A 15,734-nucleotide genomic window follows, 5' to 3' on the forward strand; every position below is an offset into this window, starting at 1 on the left:
CGTGAGGGGTGGGACGGGACGCGTGAAGGACGTCGGCGGCACGCCCCCTTCACGCGTTCTCGCCGCAGCCCGGCGGGCGGGGACCGGGCAGCCCCAGCTCCGCGAGGACCTGTTCGGCGAGGCCGAACGGCTGGTTGCGGGGACCGTGCTGCACCGGGGCCACGGATCCGAAGCCGCGCTGTGCGGCCAGGGCCCTGGGCCCCACCAGCCCGGTGAGCCTGTGGTGCCGCCACAGGGGGACGGTCCGGCGTACGTCGACGACGACGAGGTCGGGACGACGCCACACGACCAGGGCCCAGGGCCCGCCGTCGCCACCGTCGCCGGCCCAGGCACCGACCAGGGGCGCGTCCTCGGCGGCACCGACGGCTTCGAGGGCCGCGAGGCCGGGATTGCTGAAGCGGCCGGTGACGTGGAGCAACAGCTTGCCGTGGCGGTGCACGTCGCGTCCCTTCTCCGCCAGGGCCGAGACCGCCTCGTCGAGGGGATCGTCCTGGACGACCTCCGCCGCCACGGCGAGCACGGCCTCCGGGTGCACGGCGGGCCCGAAGGCGGTCTCGAGGAGGGACGCGTACTCGGCGACGTAGGCGGCGTCCGCCGCGGGCAGGAGGTGCCCGACCGCCGCGGACGCCTCGGTGAAGGCAAGGGTCTGTGGGGTCACCTCGTAGCGTGGGGCATGGCTCCGGAGCACGGCGAGGGCGACCGCGGCGAGGCTGCCGACCTGGGGCTCGAGCCGGTCGGGGAGAGCGTGCTTCACCAGAGCCCGCAGGGACTGGGAGAGCAGGGGCAGCCAGTCGGTGTCGGCCGGCGGCCACGCGCCCGCGGCCGCGGTCCACAGGGTCATACGCACGGCCAGCATCCGCTCGGGCGGGTCCAGGCGGGGAGCCAGCTCGACGAGGCGTTCGACCCAGCGGCGGTACCTGCGACGGTTCTCCTGCCCGGCCATGCGGAGGTCGGGCAAGGACGGTGCGCTCGTCACCGTGCCGACCGCTTCGGTGTCCTGCTCCGCGGCGACCGTCTCGGTGTCGTCCTCCTCGAGCGCCGGCTCGATGTCGTCGGTGAACCGCTCGTCCCAGGTCACCGTCAGCAGGTCCGTGAAGGAGGCTCCCGTTGCGGCGGGCGGCGGAACACCGAGTGCGAAGCGCGCGAGGGGGTGCCCGACGCGTCCCGCGCACTCGTCCAGGTAGCTCTGCCACCCGCCCTCGTCACCCGACGCCCGCGGTTCCGCGTCCGCGCCGGCAGCCCTGCCGGTCGCCGCGGCGGCCGCCGGCGCCGGGGTCAGGGCTGTCCGCAGGGTCTCCAGGTCTCCGAGGAACCGTTCGGCGAGCCGGGGATCCTCGAACAGGTCCGAGGGCTGTGTCGTGGGTGTCCGGGCCTGGCCGGGGACCGTGCGTCGCAGTACGCGGTCGGCGTCGACGACGAACACCGTGTTGCCGAATCTCGGGGCGCCGGCCTCGTCGAAGGCCACCAGGCGCACGCGGCTGCCCGCGTCGGCCGGAGCCGTCACGGTCATCGTGGCCCGGTCGGCAGGGACGTCCGCGATGCGTTCCCAGGACTCCGGTGGGGCCGCGGCCGCCGACAGCTCCAGGCGGGTCGCGTGGGGCAGCGGCCGGGCGAGGCTCACCTCCAGACCGTCGGCCACCCGTACGGCCCCGAGCAGCAGCGGTCCGCCGGCTTCGCGCGGGCGGGGCAGGGTCGCGGCGGCGCGCAGCCGGGCGGCGGGTTCTTCCGTGCCGTCCGGCAGGAGTGTGGTGGTGCAGGGGGCGACGAGGCCGAGTTCGCAGTTGCCGCCGCGGCCCTGCGGGAGCAGCAGGGCCGCGGCGGAGAGGTTCGGGCTGCCGGTCAGGGTCCAGCGCTGGTCGCCGGTCGTCCACTCGACGAGTTTGCCGTGGCGGTAGCGCTGCTCGTTGTCGCTGATGATCCGGCCGCCGTGTTCCCGGACCAGGTCGGCGACCGACGGGCCGTGGAGGTCGGTGAGTCCCGGCTGGTAGGCCACGGTCAGCCGGCTCGGGCGGAAACGCTCGACCACCCGTCGCAGCGCGCGGGCGTGCGGGTCGTGGAAGGGAGCGGACACGGCGAGCTCGTCGACCGGCCCTTCGGGCAGCTGGTCGATGACGGGCGAGTGCAGGCTGTGCACGGCGCGCACGTCCCGGTCCACGGAGGTCCTGTCGCGGTGGAGCCGGTCGAGGAGGGTTGCGACCCGCTGCAGCGCCTGGGGGACGCCGGCGGAGAACCGCACCTTCTCCGGCAGGCCGCGCAGCCAGGCCGACAGGTCCGCGACCGCTGCGGGGCTCTGGTCACCGCGCACCCGCAGCACCGTCCACAGCTCGGCGTTGGCCTGCCAGCCGGCCAGGGTGGTGTTGCCCGAGCCGAGCGCGATCGTGGCGCGGTCCGGCCCTGCCAGGACCATCAGCTTGGGATGGAACGCGGGCCCGCCCGCGTAGGCCAGGCCCGCCAGGTAGCTGCGTCCGGCCCGCCGCACGGACCGGGGGTCGTTGCGCGCCATGGCCACGTCCCCGACCACGGTGACGCGCGCGCCCGTCGCCTGGGTGACGCCGAGGGCGATCTCCTCGAAGAAACCGAAGTCGGCCGTGAAGCTGAGGAACAGCGCCTCCTCCAGGCCGTGCCCGCCGCCGCGCTCCTCCTCGAGGACGAGCGTCAGCGGGGATGCGAGCGCGGACGGCGCCTCCACGGCAGCCGGTGCCGGTCCGGTGTCAGTCAACGAGATCCCTCCCGAAGCCGGTCACCGACCAGCATTCGTCGTGGTACCGCAGCACACCGCAGGTGGCCAGGACGGTACTCAGCTGGCCCAGCCGCAGTCCCACGTCACCGCGGCCCTCCTTGCTGGTCCGGTACAGCCACCCGCCGCGTTCGTGGAGGCGGGTCGGCAGCCACAGAGAGCCGTCGGGGCGGCGCCGGGCCTTGGCCCGCGCCACCCGCTGGGACCGCGCCACCAGGACGTGGACGAGACGGCGGGCCGCGTCACGCAATGCCGCGGGTCTGTTCTCGTCCAACCACCGTGCGACCCACTCGGGACCGAGTTCGACACCGCGCGGGCCGAGGAAGGTGTCCCGGACCCGGCCGGTGAGCTCGTCGGCCCGGCGTGCCCCGACCGCCAGCACTCGGAGTTCGGTCAGGGGCAGGGGTTCGTCCGCCAGGCGCAGGGTGTGCTCGGCGGGCAGCGGCGCACCGGCCGTACTGCGGGTCGCGGGGAGCGACGAGAGGAACGCGGCCACCGTGACGTCGGGCAGTTCCGCGGCGAAGCGGTCGGCCAGTTCCTCGACCTGGACCATTCCCTCCACCTGTTCCACGAGCCAGGACCACAGGCGGCGCCAGGCGCCGACCGAGTAGTTCCGCAGGACCACTCCCCGCCACGCGGGCGCCACCTCGATACCGCCGGCCACGGCATCGGTGGTCAGGAAGTCGCCGAAGGCCAGCGCGTGTCCGACGTCCCGGGTGAAGCGCACGACGCGGTGCGTGTCGACCACTCGTGCCAGCAACCGGATCGTCTGGCGTCGTGTCGTCGAACGGGATTCCGCGCCGGCCGCGTCGGACCCGCACATCAGGCGTGCCAGCCACGTCCCGTCGGAGCGGCCGCCACCCGCGCACACGCACAGGCGGTCGCCGAGCGGGGCGAGATCCTCCACACGCAGCGTCTCCTCCGCAGCCAGGTCCAGCAGTTCGCCCAGACCGTCACGGACGGCAGCCTCGTCGAGCCCTGGCCCAGGCAGGGGCATGGGGCCGGGAGCGAGGATGCCGAGCACCGTCTCGGACCCGGCGTAGGGACCCCAGAAGCCCCATGCGTTGCGCACATAGCCACTCTTGCCGGGGATCGCGGACTCGGCCACGGCGACCGATCCGGAGCGGAGCCGCTGGGCCAGGGCGTCGATCCCGTGAGCGTGTGGCAACCACTCGTGCGCGGGGGAACGATGGGTGAACGACACCGCTGCCAGGGCCACTTCGGCACGGCGCAGGAGTTCCTGGGCGGCCGGAGCGGTCAGTCCCGCCGCCTCGGCGTGCGCCGCGACCAGAGCGTGCAGGGCGTAGTAGCGCGCATGAGGAGTCACCGTGGTCACTCCCGGCACGAGGTGGTCGGCCATGCGCATCACGTGCCGCTCCACCGACAGCGGATAACGCCCCGCGGCGACGTCCAGCCCCGGGCTGCTCCACCGGGGCCCTTCCACGGCGCCGACCCCGGATACCTCCACGGGCGGAGCGGCCGTCGGCTCAGCCACGGGGCCGCGAGAACGGAGAGACCGCCGGGCCCGATGCCGGACTCCGCTCCACGAGGGGGACCGACCGCATCACCGCTCCCCCGGCTCCACTCCTCCGCACGCTTCTCCCCCAACACGCTCCGACAGCGGATGACTTCGGCCAGTCATTCTGCCCCAACTCCGGCATCTCCGTAGCCGCTGCGTCAGATGCGCGATGACGTCCGGTTGCCGACGCGGAGTCCGGGGCGCTTCGTCCCTGATCGCCTGCAGAGTTGCGTCAACAGCGGTCGCCAGTCGGCGGGGCCTGTCCGGGCGCCGTCCGTAGGCCGGTCGCGCTCCCGGGGGTGGCCGTGGCCGACTCGGTGTCAGCGGTGCGCGGGCCACCGCCGATGCGGCGGCGCGCAGGAACCAGGCGGCGATGCTGGGCGTAAATCAGGTAAAGACACTGAGCGTTTTCAGCGTGGCCACTGATCGGGTGACGGAGGCGGTGTGAGGTCGGGGTGCGCAACGGACAGGGCTCCCGTGCCGTTGAGGGAGGTGTTCGACGTCTCAACTCAGCAGCACAGGAGCCCTGTTGGTTCCGTATCCTGCCGGACTCGACCTGCCCCACGCCCTGGTCGAGTGGGTCACGATGCTCATCGTCACCCGTGAGGGTGACCGGCGGTGCAAACTCCCGCCGCACCGCCGTGCGCTGGTCGCACTCGTGTACCTGCGCCGCCATGACACCCTCGCCCGTATCGCCAGAGCCTTCGGGATATCCGTCGGCACCGCCCACGCCTATGTCACCGCGGTCACTGGTCTGCTCGCCGAGCAGGCCCCCGGCCTGCTGAAGACGCTGCGCGTGCACGACCCGGACTTCGTCCTCCTGGACGGCACGCTCGCCGAGTGCGACCGCGTCGGCGACGGCAGAGCCGACTACTCCTCGAAACACAAGCGGCACGGGGTGAACGTGCAGGTCGTCACGGACCCGGCCGGTGAGAGTCTGTGGCTGTCGCCGGCATTGCCGGGCCGGACCCACGATCTGACGGCCGCCCGCACCCACAAGATCCTCCGGATCTGTGCGCGCCAGGGCGTCCCGATCCTCGCCGACATGGCCTACATCGGTGCAGGCGACTGGGTCACCACCGCCAAACGCCGCCCGCCAGGCGGTGAGCTCACCCTCACCGAGCGGACCGAGAACCGGGCCTTGTCTGCGGCCCGGGCACCTGTCGAACGAGGCATGGCACGGCTGAAGTCCTGGCAGATCTTCCGCAGATCCCGCATCAGCCCCAACCGCATGAGCGTCATCACCAAGGCCGTCCTCACCCTGGAGAAGCAACGCTGAAAACGCTCACTGACCAACTGGGCATGGGTGCGCTATGAAGCACAGCAGGACCTATCTGGAGCGCTGCGAGCTACGGGGGAAGCAGTAGAGATCTACCGCCGGCTCGTGTCAGCCGCTCCCACGCATCCCCTTTCACCGCTCCGCAATGTGCTGGGCCTGCAGGCGCACCTGCTCCTGAGGCTCGGGCGTATGCGAGAGGCGAGAGACATCCGGAGCTGGCTCGCAGCGAACGCCCCCGGGTCCGGCTCGCAGAAATGAGTAGTTCTGAGGGACCGGAAATTCCCGCCGGACCGTGTCCGGTTTGCCCCCGATCTTCGTTCTCGTAACCTCTCGCAAAACAGCTTTCGCACAAAGCCCTTCGCGATAGGTTCTGCGGCATGCCAGACCTCGCCGAACCAGCCGCCTTCGGCGAACAGTTCGACTGCCCCACACCGGCTCCCGATCCCGACTCCCGATGCCCCCCGTTATTCGCCTGAAATAGCGTCAGGATCCTACCGAGTGAGACCGCTCAGCGCAGGAACGTCTCGACGCCTTCTGGCTTCGCGGAGGAGGCTCGCAGCGGATGTCGGGCACGGACGGAGGACTGTCTCGGCATTGGTGAAGGCATGTCACACCGGCCGTCAGCGCTTGCGGAAGGCTCTGACGGGGCCGTCTGCCGACCCCCGCTTCGGCATGCGGAGGGCAGAGAGCCCATGCCTTCGAAACTGTCCCTGGCAGATCGCGCTTCCGCCGAAGCGTGTGGTCCGGCTGTCCAGCAGGAGCTTGCAGCGCCAGGCCAGGAGAAGGGTCTCGGCCTTGCCGCGTTCACACCGCCGTCTCGGGACCTGTGGCGCTGAGCCGCGGACAGCGGTTGGTCAAGGGACACTTATCCCGAACAGCCGATGATGCTTCCGAACATCCAGCCTTTTCCTGTTGTTCACCGGAAACCGTGAACGATGTAATGCGCCTTTCCCGACTGGCGTGATCGTTTTCACGCCAATACGCATGGCGATATCTTCCCTGCTGGGCATGCGACCAGGAAGCGGACGATCATCTCACGCTTCGTCACCGAATCGTTCCAGCCGGTTTCGCCGTGACGCGTTATTTCCTGCTCCTTGTGGATCAAGCATCATCCGGCCCTCTTTCCCTACCACTCCACGGGTGATGCACTGTGCGCACACGAGCGCGAAGACTTGTCATAGCCGCCCTGACCCTGGCACTCCTGGTCGTCGCCGGCGTCGCGCCGTCGTGGGCGTCGCCCCGGGACCGGCCGGGCTCGTTGCCGTCAGCCGCCTCTGGGCAGACCGGAGTGAGAACGGCCGCTGATCTGCCCAAGCCGCCCAAGGCCATGTCGCTGGCCGAGCGCCGCAAGCAAGTGAAGGCATCCGGGAACGAACTCTCGCCGATGCGCGGCTTCATGCACACGCCCGGTAAGAAGCCGAAGGGGAAGCCCCACGGCCGCCCGAAGGGGGACGGTGCCAAGCACGGCCCCGCGGCCGAGGAAGGCGCGGCGCCCAGAGCGCTGGCGGCCGCGTCGGCCACTGATCCGGCATGGGTGTCGTCGTGGGCCGAGGCGTATCCGGGGAGTCTGTCGATCGGCGGGCATCTGCAGTTCGGCTCGGGGACCGCGGCCTCGTATTCCGGGTTGTGGCTGTACGTCATCGACGAGGACGGGAGATTCGTCCTTCAGCAGGAGGTCAAGAAAGCCACGGACGATCCCCGTGGTGACACCCCGGACAGCGGGGCCTGGTGCTACGGCTGGTGGACCGACAGCAATATCCCCGCCGACGCCGCAGATGAGTGTTTCTGGTGGGCCGGCGGCGAGTTGGGCGGGATTCTCGAGGACGGCAAGAAGTACTACGCCTGGATCTTCATGGACGGCACCGACGGGAGCTCGAGCCCGAACGGAACCACCTCACCCTGGGTGGAGGCCTTCTACACGCCGGGCATCCCGGGTGCGCAGGCGGGTATCTGCACGTGCTACGCGCAGGCCGACCGGGCGGATCCGGTCAACACGGCGACCGGCATGTTCCACGAACAGCTCACCGACGCGTCGTTGACCGGTCCCGGTGTGCCGCTGGCGCTGGAACGCACCTACCGCTCCGATTCGAGTGCGGCCGGCCTGCTGGGGCGCGGCTGGGCGACACCCTTCGACGTGAAGCTGACGATCACCGACGGGAAGGCGACCTACCAGGCGGACGACGGAGCGTCGTTCGTGTTCCCGCAGGCGAGTGACGGAACGTACACCACTCCGGCAGCGTCGACGGCCAAGCTGGTCAAGAGCGGCACCGGCTACACCCTCACCACACCCGACCACACCAAACGAGCCTTCGACAGCAGCGGCCGGCTCACTGCCGTGGTCGACACCGCCGGCAAAGGGCTGAGCCTGGCCTACGCCTCCGGTGAGCTCGCCTCCGTCAAGGACGCGGCGGACCGCACCAGCACGTTCGCGGTCGACGCCGACGGGCTGCTGTCGAAGGTGAACCTGCCGGACGGGACGTCGGTTTCGTACGGCTACACCAACGGTCTGCTGACCTCGGTGACCGACCCGGGCGGCAAGTCGTCGTCGTACACCTACGACGCGGGCAAGCGGCTGTCCTCCTACACCGACCCGGCGGGCGGCAAGGTCAAGAACACCTACGACGCTGCGGGCCGCATCACCTCCCAGACCGACCCGAACGGGAAGATCACCACCTTCACCTGGGACGGCAAGAGCGAGGCGCACACCACGGCCCCAGACGGTGGCATCTGGACCGACGTGTACGCCGCCAACGTTCTGATGGAGACTATCGACCCGTACGGCGAGAGCATCACGTACGACTACGACCGCTACCTGAACCCGGTGGACATCACCGACCAGCGCGGCAACACCACGTCGATGACGTACGACAGCTCCGGAAGGATGCTCACCCGCAGTGCGCCGTCAGATTTCTCCTACAAGGAGAGCTGGACCTACGACCCCGCGGGGAACATCACCAGCCACACCGACGGCCGACTCAACAAGACGACCTACACGTACAACGCGTCGAACCAGCTGACCTCGACCACCGACCCACTGGGCGGCAAGACCGCCTACACGTACACCGCGCTGGGCGCCATCGCGACCGTGACCACACCCCGCGGCAAGGTCACCACCTACGGCTATGACGCCTCCGGCAACCGGACCTCGGTCACCACCCCGCTGGGCGAGAAGACGACGTTCACGTATGGCAAGGCAGGCCGGATCCTGTCCAAGACGGACCCGCGCGGCAACGCCGCCGGTGCGGATCCGGCCGACTACACGACGACGTACGTCTACGACGGGCGCGGACTGCTCAGCTCGGCCACCGATGCACTGGGCCGCACCACGGCCTACAAGTACAACGGTGCCGAGCAGCTGACAAGCGCGCGGGACCCCGAGGGCAACACCACCACCTACACCTACGACGACGCCGGCCACCTCACCGGAACGACCGACGCGACGGGCAAGTCCGTCACCCGCGCCTACGACGCGAACGGCAACCTCACCGCCGAGACCGACGCCGTCGGCAACAAGGCCACCTACACCTACGACAAGGCGGGACGCCTGCTGACCAGCGTCTCCCCGCGCGGCAACGCCCCCGGCGCCGATCCCGCCGCCTACACCACGAGCTACGCCTACGACGCGGCGGGCAACACCGTCAAGGTCACCGGACCGACCGGCGCGTCGACCTCCACCACCTACGACGCGGTCAACCGCCCCTCGGTGGTCACCGATCCTCTGCACCACACCACCACGTACGCCTACGACGCCAACGACAACATCACCAAGATCACCGACGCCGCCGGCCACACCCTCCCCCGGACCTACGACAAGAACAACCGCCTGACCGGCAGCACCAACCAGCTCGGCAAGACCACCACCTACGCCTACGACGCCGACGGCAACCTGCTCAGCACCACCTCCCCACTGGGTGGCAAGGAGAGCTGGACCTACGACGACGACGGCCGCCAGGCCACCACGGTCGACCCGCGCGGCAACGCCACCGGCGCCAGCCCCGCCCAGTACACGACCACCTACGGCTACGACCCGGCAGGCAATCCCACCACCGTCACCGATCCACTCGGCGGTGTGACCACCACGGCCTTCGACGCGGTCGGCAACGTCACCAAGCAGACCGACGCCGACAAGCGGGCCACCTCGTACGGCTACGACAAACTCGATCAGCTGACAAAGGTCACCGACCCCGACGGCGCGGTCACCACCTACGGCTACGACGCGGTCGGCAACCTCACCAAGCGCACCGACGCCAACGCCCACGCCACCACCTACGGCTACGACGCGGCCCGACGCCTGACCACGGTCTCCGACCCGCTGGACCGGGTGACGTCCTACGGCTACGACGCCGAGAGCCACCTGGTCAAGAAGACCACCCCCCGCGGCTCCACCAACTACGCCTTCGACCCGCGCGGCCTGCTCACCAAGATCGACTATTCGGACACCACACCGGATGTGACCTTCGGCTACGACAACGCCGGACGCATGACCGCCCGCGCCAACTCGAAGATCTCCGAGGACTTCGGCTACGACGCGGTCGGCAACCTGACCAAGACCCGCGGCTTCGCCTACACCTACGACGCCGCCGGGCAGATGCTCACCCGCAAGTACTCCGACGGCAACACGACCACCTACACCTACGACGACGACGGCCGCACCACCACCATGGCCGCCGACGGCAAGACCACCACCTACACCTGGGACCCGGCAGGCAACCTCACCAGGTCCGCCCTGCCGAACACCGAAACCGAGGACCGCGCCTACGACCGGGCCGGCCGCCTCACCGCCGTCACCTCCGCCAAGGCATCCGCCACGGTCACCAAGACCGCCCTCACCCTCTCCGCGGCGGGCCTGCCCACCCACGTCGACGTCACCCGGGCCGGCGTCGGCACCGGCGGCTACGACCTGACCTACGACACCGCAGGCCGCCTCACCTCCGGCTGCTACCCCCAGCCCTGGGTCACCGGCTGCGCCGCAAGCCGCACCACCTCCTACACCTACGACAAGGTCGGCAACCGCCTCACCTCCACCCTGGGAACCGCCTCCACCGCCTACGCCTACGACGCGGCCGACCAGCTCACCTCGACCACGACCGGCACCACCACCACCGCCTACGGCTACGACGCCGAAGGCAACCAGACCAAGGCCGGCGACAACACCTACACCTACGACCTGGCCGGGCAGATCTCCGCCGCCACCGTCGCGGGTGCGAGCTACACATACGACCACGACGCAGGCGGAAACCAGGTCACCGCGGCCAAGGACGGCACGGTCACCAACCGCACCCAGTGGGACCCCAACGCCCCCCTGCCCCTGCTGGCCACCGAGTACGACAGCGCCTGGGCCATCAAGCAGTCCTACCGCTACGACCCCCTCGGCCAGCCCACCGCCACCGAAACCGGCACCGGCTCGCTCTTCTATTACCACCACGACACCCAGGGCTCCCCGGTCGACGTCGCAGGCAGCACCGGCACCCTCTACCAGCGCTGGGCCTACGACCCCTACGGCACCCGGGTACTGAACACCACCACCAGCGGCGCCGCCGCAAGCACCCCCTCCTACACCGGCGCCCGCTACGAGACCACCACCGGCAACCTCGACCTGAACGCCCGCCAGTACGACACCACCACCGGCCGCTTCAACCGCCGAGACCCCGCAACCCCCGACACGTCGAACCCGTATGTCTCGGCCTACGCCTACGCCAACAACGCCCCCACGCTGTACACCGACCCCAGCGGGCTGTCGCCCGACGACCCGGACGGCCACGTGGGCAGCATCGGCGAGGTGCTCGGCATCTTCGGCGACGCCTTCGCCGACGTCGTCAAGTCACCGTTCGTGTTCCTCGGGGACGCGCACGACGCGTTCACCGGCGAGAACGGCGGCGCCGGAGCCTTCGTCGACAAGTACCTCCCCGTCCGCCCCGCCTACCGCCTCTACCGCGCTGAGAACATGTTCCGCCAACAGGGCTGCGACGCCCTCGCCGACCTGTACGCAGAGGCAGCCGACGAACTCACCCAACAGATCGTCCTCACCGGCGTCGGCGGACTGACCGGGTGGCGCAGGGCAGCCGTCGCGCCTGGCGGTGGCCGTTATTACGGTGAACCGGGCTCGACGCGCTTCGGACTTCCCTACTACACCCCCGAAACCCCGTCTTCAAAGCAGCGCATCAACCCTGAGGGCGGCAACATGAACTGCGGACTGTGCGCTACCGCAGGCGACGACCTCATGGCCGGACGCAACCCGAACTCGGTCCCAGGGGCTGACCGCCCCATGACCAGAGCCGAGGTGTCGGCCATAACAGGCCGTTCCTTCCGCAAGGTCGGCGGCTTGAATGTGGTCGTCAGCGACGTCCTGCGCTGGGGACCAGGCGCGCGGGCCATAGTGGGAGCCTGGCCGAAGAAGGGAATCGGACACTACTTCAACGTCGCCAACATCGATGGCAAAGTGGTGTTCCTCGACTTCCAGCAAGGGAAGGCCAATCCGGCGAAGTCGAGCTACCGCGACTACTACCTCATGAGGACCAATTGACATGCTCGACCGGGACCAAGCAGTGCGCGAAGCGGCGAGATTCCTGGCGGAAGAAAGCACTTCCTGGGGGCCGTCATCCAATGTTCGGATCATCCCGGAATACTGCTTCACGAACCAGGAGCAGTTCATCGCTCCGTACGACAACGTCGAATACCTCGACCATGGCAATGAAGACATGCAACTCGGGGGTAACCTTCCAGTCGCTGTCGACCTGAACACCGGATCCTGTCGTTTCCTCAGCCTCGAGGAGACAGAGGATTTCATGGAGCGCGATTTGCTCTGAGCTCGGGATGATCCACGGTCTGTGGGTCGGTCTCGCCGACAACGAGGCGAGACCGACCCGCGGAGTAGGGGGACAAGTCGACGCATTGGGCCGCGATGCCTCGCTGGGCTGAGGGCTGTCCGGTGATCCCGGCGACGGGCTTCAGGGCCCGAGCCCTCCCGGGTGCAGACGCCACGGTGTGAAGTGGTAGGCGGCGTTGCCGGTTGTGCGAAGTGGGTGAAACGAGACGCGCCCTCGGATGCGCGAGGGAGTATCCACGCCCCCTTGCCGCCTACCGCCCTCCCCCTGCGTCTCTCCTGCCGCACTCCGCCCACACCGTCTTGCCGCCCGGGTGGTGGGGTTCGCAGCCCCAGGCGTCGGCGAGCGCGGTGACCAGGAGCAGGCCGCGGCCGGACTCGCCGTCGGCGTCGGCCTCGGAGGGCCGCACGGGAAGGCGGTCGCCCCGCGCGTCGGTGACCTCGATGCGCAGGGTGGTGGGTGTCAGGGTGAGGGCGAGGCGTGCGTTCCTGCCGCGGACACGGCCGTGCACGGCGGCGTTGGCGGTGAGTTCCGCGATGAGGAGGGACGCCGTGGCCGTGTCGTCGTCGGCGACGGCCGCCTCTGGCTGCTCCTGCTGCTGCGTGGCGAGCCAGTGCTCCGCGGCGTGGCGGGCGCCGTGCGCGCCACGCGCCGTGGTGGGGAACAGGGTGCGGAAGTGGCTCGTGTTGACGGTCGGTTCACCGGGTGCGGTGACTGTTTCCTGATTCACCTCACCGAGCGTGATCGAGACGGCCTACCGTGTGGAGTGGTCCGGGCGGTACGCAGGGTGACTGTCCCGGCGCGGACGGTGGGATGTACGGGCGTACGGCCGTGTCCCGGCCCGCGCTGTCGTCGGTTCGTCCCCGGCGCACGAGAACAGGGGTGGTGGTGCGGTATGACGGCGCAGCCGGGCACGGGGGTCCCCACGGGCGGCGAGGCGGACGGCACCGACGAGGTCGCGGACCTGTTCCGCGCCCTCGGCCGGCAGATCAGGGTCGCCCGGGAGCGGGCCGGGCTGAGCCAGAAGGAGCTGGGCGACCGGCTCGGGTACGGCGAGGAGACGATCTCGTCGGTCGAGCGGGCCCGGCGCACCCCCCAGCCGGAACTGCTCCTCGCCGTCGACCGGCTGCTGGAGTGCGGAGGCCTGCTGGCATCCGCGGCGGAGGACGTGGAGCGGGCGAAGACGCGGCGCCGGGTCCGCCATCCGGAGTGGTTCCGGGACTACGCGCGGCTGGAGCAGGAGGCCGTGGAGCTGCGCTATTTCGCCAATCAGGCAGTACCCGGCCTGTTCCAGACCCCGGACTACGCCCGTGCCGTCTTCACCAGCCGACAGCCCTTCTTCGACGAGGAGACCATCGAGCAACGGGTGACGGCGAGGATGGCTCGCCAGGAGCTCATGACGCGGTGGCCCCCACCGACCGTGAGCGCGACCATCCAGGAAAGCGTCCTGCGCCATCCCTTCGGCGGGCCGGACGTACAGCGCGGGCAACTGGAACAACTGCTGCGGGCGGGACGCTTGCGCCACGTGGAGATCCAGGTCATGCCGACCGCGAGCGAAGAACACGCGGGCATGGGCGGCCCCTTCACCCTGCTCACCCCGAAGGGCAAGCCGCAGGTGGCCTATCTGGAGGTCCAGCACATCAGTCGCCTCATCACTGACCCGGAAGAGGTACGCGTCCTGGCCGCGAAACATGGCAGCATCCGAGGGCAGGCGCTCACCCCACGCGAATCCCTGCGCCTCATCGAGAAGATGCTGGGAGACCTATGAACACCGAACAGCCGGCACGGCTCACCTGGTTCAAGAGCAGCTACAGCGGTGATGAGGGCGGCGAATGCGTCGAAGTCGCCCCCGACGCCACCTCCATACACGTCCGCGACTCCAAGGACCGCGGCGGGCCTCGGCTCGCCTTCCCCCGCAGTGCATGGTCCGGTTTCCTCGCAGGTCTGGGGCGGGGCCGAGTCTGACCTGTCCCTCGGGGTCACCCTGCGGTACTCGCCACCGGCGGCCGATGCGGCCTTTACGCTCGTTGAATGGCGGAACGGGGGGTCCCGCCGGTTCAGCTCTGGGACTAGGGTGTAGGACCTGTGAAGGCCGCTCGGGGGGACGCGCGGCGGGCGAGAGGATGCGCACGGTTCATGAACGGGGTGCCCGGACAGATCGGCCGGTACACGGTCGAACGGGAGCTGGGCTCGGGGGGAATGGGTGAGGTCTATCTGGCCTTCTCGCCCGCCGGCGACCCGGTCGCGGTGAAGCTGATCCGCTCGGACCGGCTGGACCCGGTCGCTCGCGCACGCTTCGAGAAGGAAGCCCTCATCGCCAGGACGGTCGTGGGGACGAACCGGGTCGCCCGCTTCCTGGACGCCGACCCCTACGCCGAACGGCCGTGGCTGGCCATGGAGTACGTGCCGGGCCAGACCCTGCTGTCGTACGTCAACGGGAAGGGTCCGCTGTCCGCTCCCCTGGTGGCGAGCCTCGGTGCCCTGCTGGCGGAAGGGCTGCAGGCGGTGCACGCGGTGGGGCTGCTCCACCGGGACCTGAAGCCGCAGAACGTCATGCTCGGGGCGTACGGCCCGATCCTGATCGACTTCGGTCTCGGGGCGTTCCTCGACACCGCCAAGGACACGCTGTCCCACAGCGGGATGATCATCGGCACCGTGCGCTGCATGCCGCCCGAGCAGGCGCTGGGGCAGACGAAGGTCAAGGAGTCCGCCGACGTGTACGGACTCGGCACGGTGCTGCTGTACGCGGCCACCGGGCACTACCCCTACGACGGGGCGCGCTGGGAGGCCATCGTCGGGCAGGTCGCCAGCGCCGACCAGGCCCCGGACCTGAGCGGCCTCCCGCAGGCCCTGGAACCGCTGATCGGCTCCATGCTGGCGCACGACCCGGCCGACCGTCCCTCCCTCGACGCGGTGATGGCCGGATGCACGAGCGTGCTGTCCGCGGCGGGGCTGTCCCCCATGGCGGCCCGGCACGCCCTGATCGACGCCACCGCGACGGACGCCGAGGAGCCGGCTCCCGGGAACGAGCCGCCCTCCGCGGTGTGGAGGCGAATAGCCGAGCAGGCGGTCGAACTCGGCGAGGACGAGCCGGACAGCCCTCTGGACGGTCCCCCACCGGCCGCGCCGGAGCCGGTCACGGCGGACGCGGAAGACCCGCAGGACCCGGAAAGCGGAGAAGTGGCGGAGGACGCCCCCGGAGTCGCTGGACCCGAGCAGTCGCCCGGCTCGGCGGCAGGCGGTACGGCGCCCTCCGCCCCGGTGGCCGAGGCGCCCGTGTCCGTGCCCGTGCCCCGGAAGCCGGGACGGCCGCCCGCGTCGCTGCGCGTGGCGGAAGAACTGCGGAGCCGGTACGCCGCGCAGCCCGGTCTCTGA

At 70.1% G+C, this 15,734-nt stretch carries 9 protein-coding genes; 6 read left to right on the plus strand and 3 right to left on the minus strand.

Going from position 1 to position 15,734, the window contains the following annotated elements; genetic code table 11:
* Positions 1-49 precede the first annotated feature (49 nt).
* Positions 50-2,719: a hypothetical protein gene (locus tag OHB09_RS32750; RefSeq protein WP_328923155.1), complete on the minus strand. Its 2,670-nt coding sequence runs from the start codon at positions 2,717-2,719 to the stop codon at positions 50-52.
* Positions 2,712-4,205, minus strand: coding sequence for a hypothetical protein (locus OHB09_RS32755; protein WP_328923156.1), 1,494 nt, complete (start codon positions 4,203-4,205; stop codon positions 2,712-2,714). The genes OHB09_RS32750 and OHB09_RS32755 overlap by 8 nt, the downstream gene beginning before the upstream one ends.
* 580 nt (positions 4,206-4,785) lie before the next feature.
* Here OHB09_RS32755 and OHB09_RS32760 point away from each other — a divergent pair.
* The 3 genes from OHB09_RS32760 (at position 4,786) to OHB09_RS32770 (ending at position 12,341) form a co-directional block, all read left to right on the plus strand.
* On the plus strand, positions 4,786-5,535 hold the full coding sequence (locus tag OHB09_RS32760) for a transposase family protein (RefSeq protein ID WP_328923157.1): 750 nt from the start codon (positions 4,786-4,788) through the stop codon (positions 5,533-5,535).
* Positions 5,536-6,862: 1,327 nt separating this feature from the next.
* Positions 6,863-12,058 (plus strand): DUF6531 domain-containing protein, encoded by a 5,196-nt coding sequence (locus OHB09_RS32765; protein ID WP_328923169.1) that lies wholly within the window; start codon positions 6,863-6,865, stop codon positions 12,056-12,058.
* A gap of 1 nt (position 12,059) precedes the next feature.
* A complete protein-coding gene (locus OHB09_RS32770) occupies positions 12,060-12,341 on the plus strand; it encodes a hypothetical protein (protein ID WP_328923158.1) in 282 nt (93 codons plus the stop codon).
* A gap of 271 nt (positions 12,342-12,612) precedes the next feature.
* Here OHB09_RS32770 and OHB09_RS32775 read toward each other — a convergent pair whose 3' ends face one another.
* Positions 12,613-13,089, minus strand: a complete 477-nt coding sequence (locus tag OHB09_RS32775) for an ATP-binding protein (protein WP_328923159.1) — start codon at positions 13,087-13,089, stop codon at positions 12,613-12,615.
* Positions 13,090-13,254: 165 nt separating this feature from the next.
* On the opposite strand from OHB09_RS32775, the gene OHB09_RS32780 reads away from it, so the two are divergent.
* The 3 genes from OHB09_RS32780 (at position 13,255) to OHB09_RS32790 (ending at position 15,734) form a co-directional block, all read left to right on the plus strand.
* Complete coding sequence (locus OHB09_RS32780) at positions 13,255-14,127, plus strand: helix-turn-helix domain-containing protein (RefSeq protein ID WP_328923160.1); 873 nt, start codon at positions 13,255-13,257, stop codon at positions 14,125-14,127.
* Entirely contained in the window at positions 14,124-14,324 is a 201-nt protein-coding gene (locus OHB09_RS32785) for a DUF397 domain-containing protein (RefSeq protein ID WP_328923161.1), read from the plus strand. The genes OHB09_RS32780 and OHB09_RS32785 overlap by 4 nt, the downstream gene beginning before the upstream one ends.
* A 171-nt stretch (positions 14,325-14,495) precedes the next feature.
* Complete coding sequence (locus OHB09_RS32790; protein WP_328923162.1) at positions 14,496-15,734, plus strand: protein kinase domain-containing protein; 1,239 nt, start codon at positions 14,496-14,498, stop codon at positions 15,732-15,734.

Origin of the sequence: Streptomyces griseoaurantiacus (assembly GCF_036189845.1) — a bacterium.
In the GTDB taxonomy this organism is placed as follows: Bacteria; Actinomycetota; Actinomycetes; order Streptomycetales; family Streptomycetaceae; genus Streptomyces; species Streptomyces griseoaurantiacus.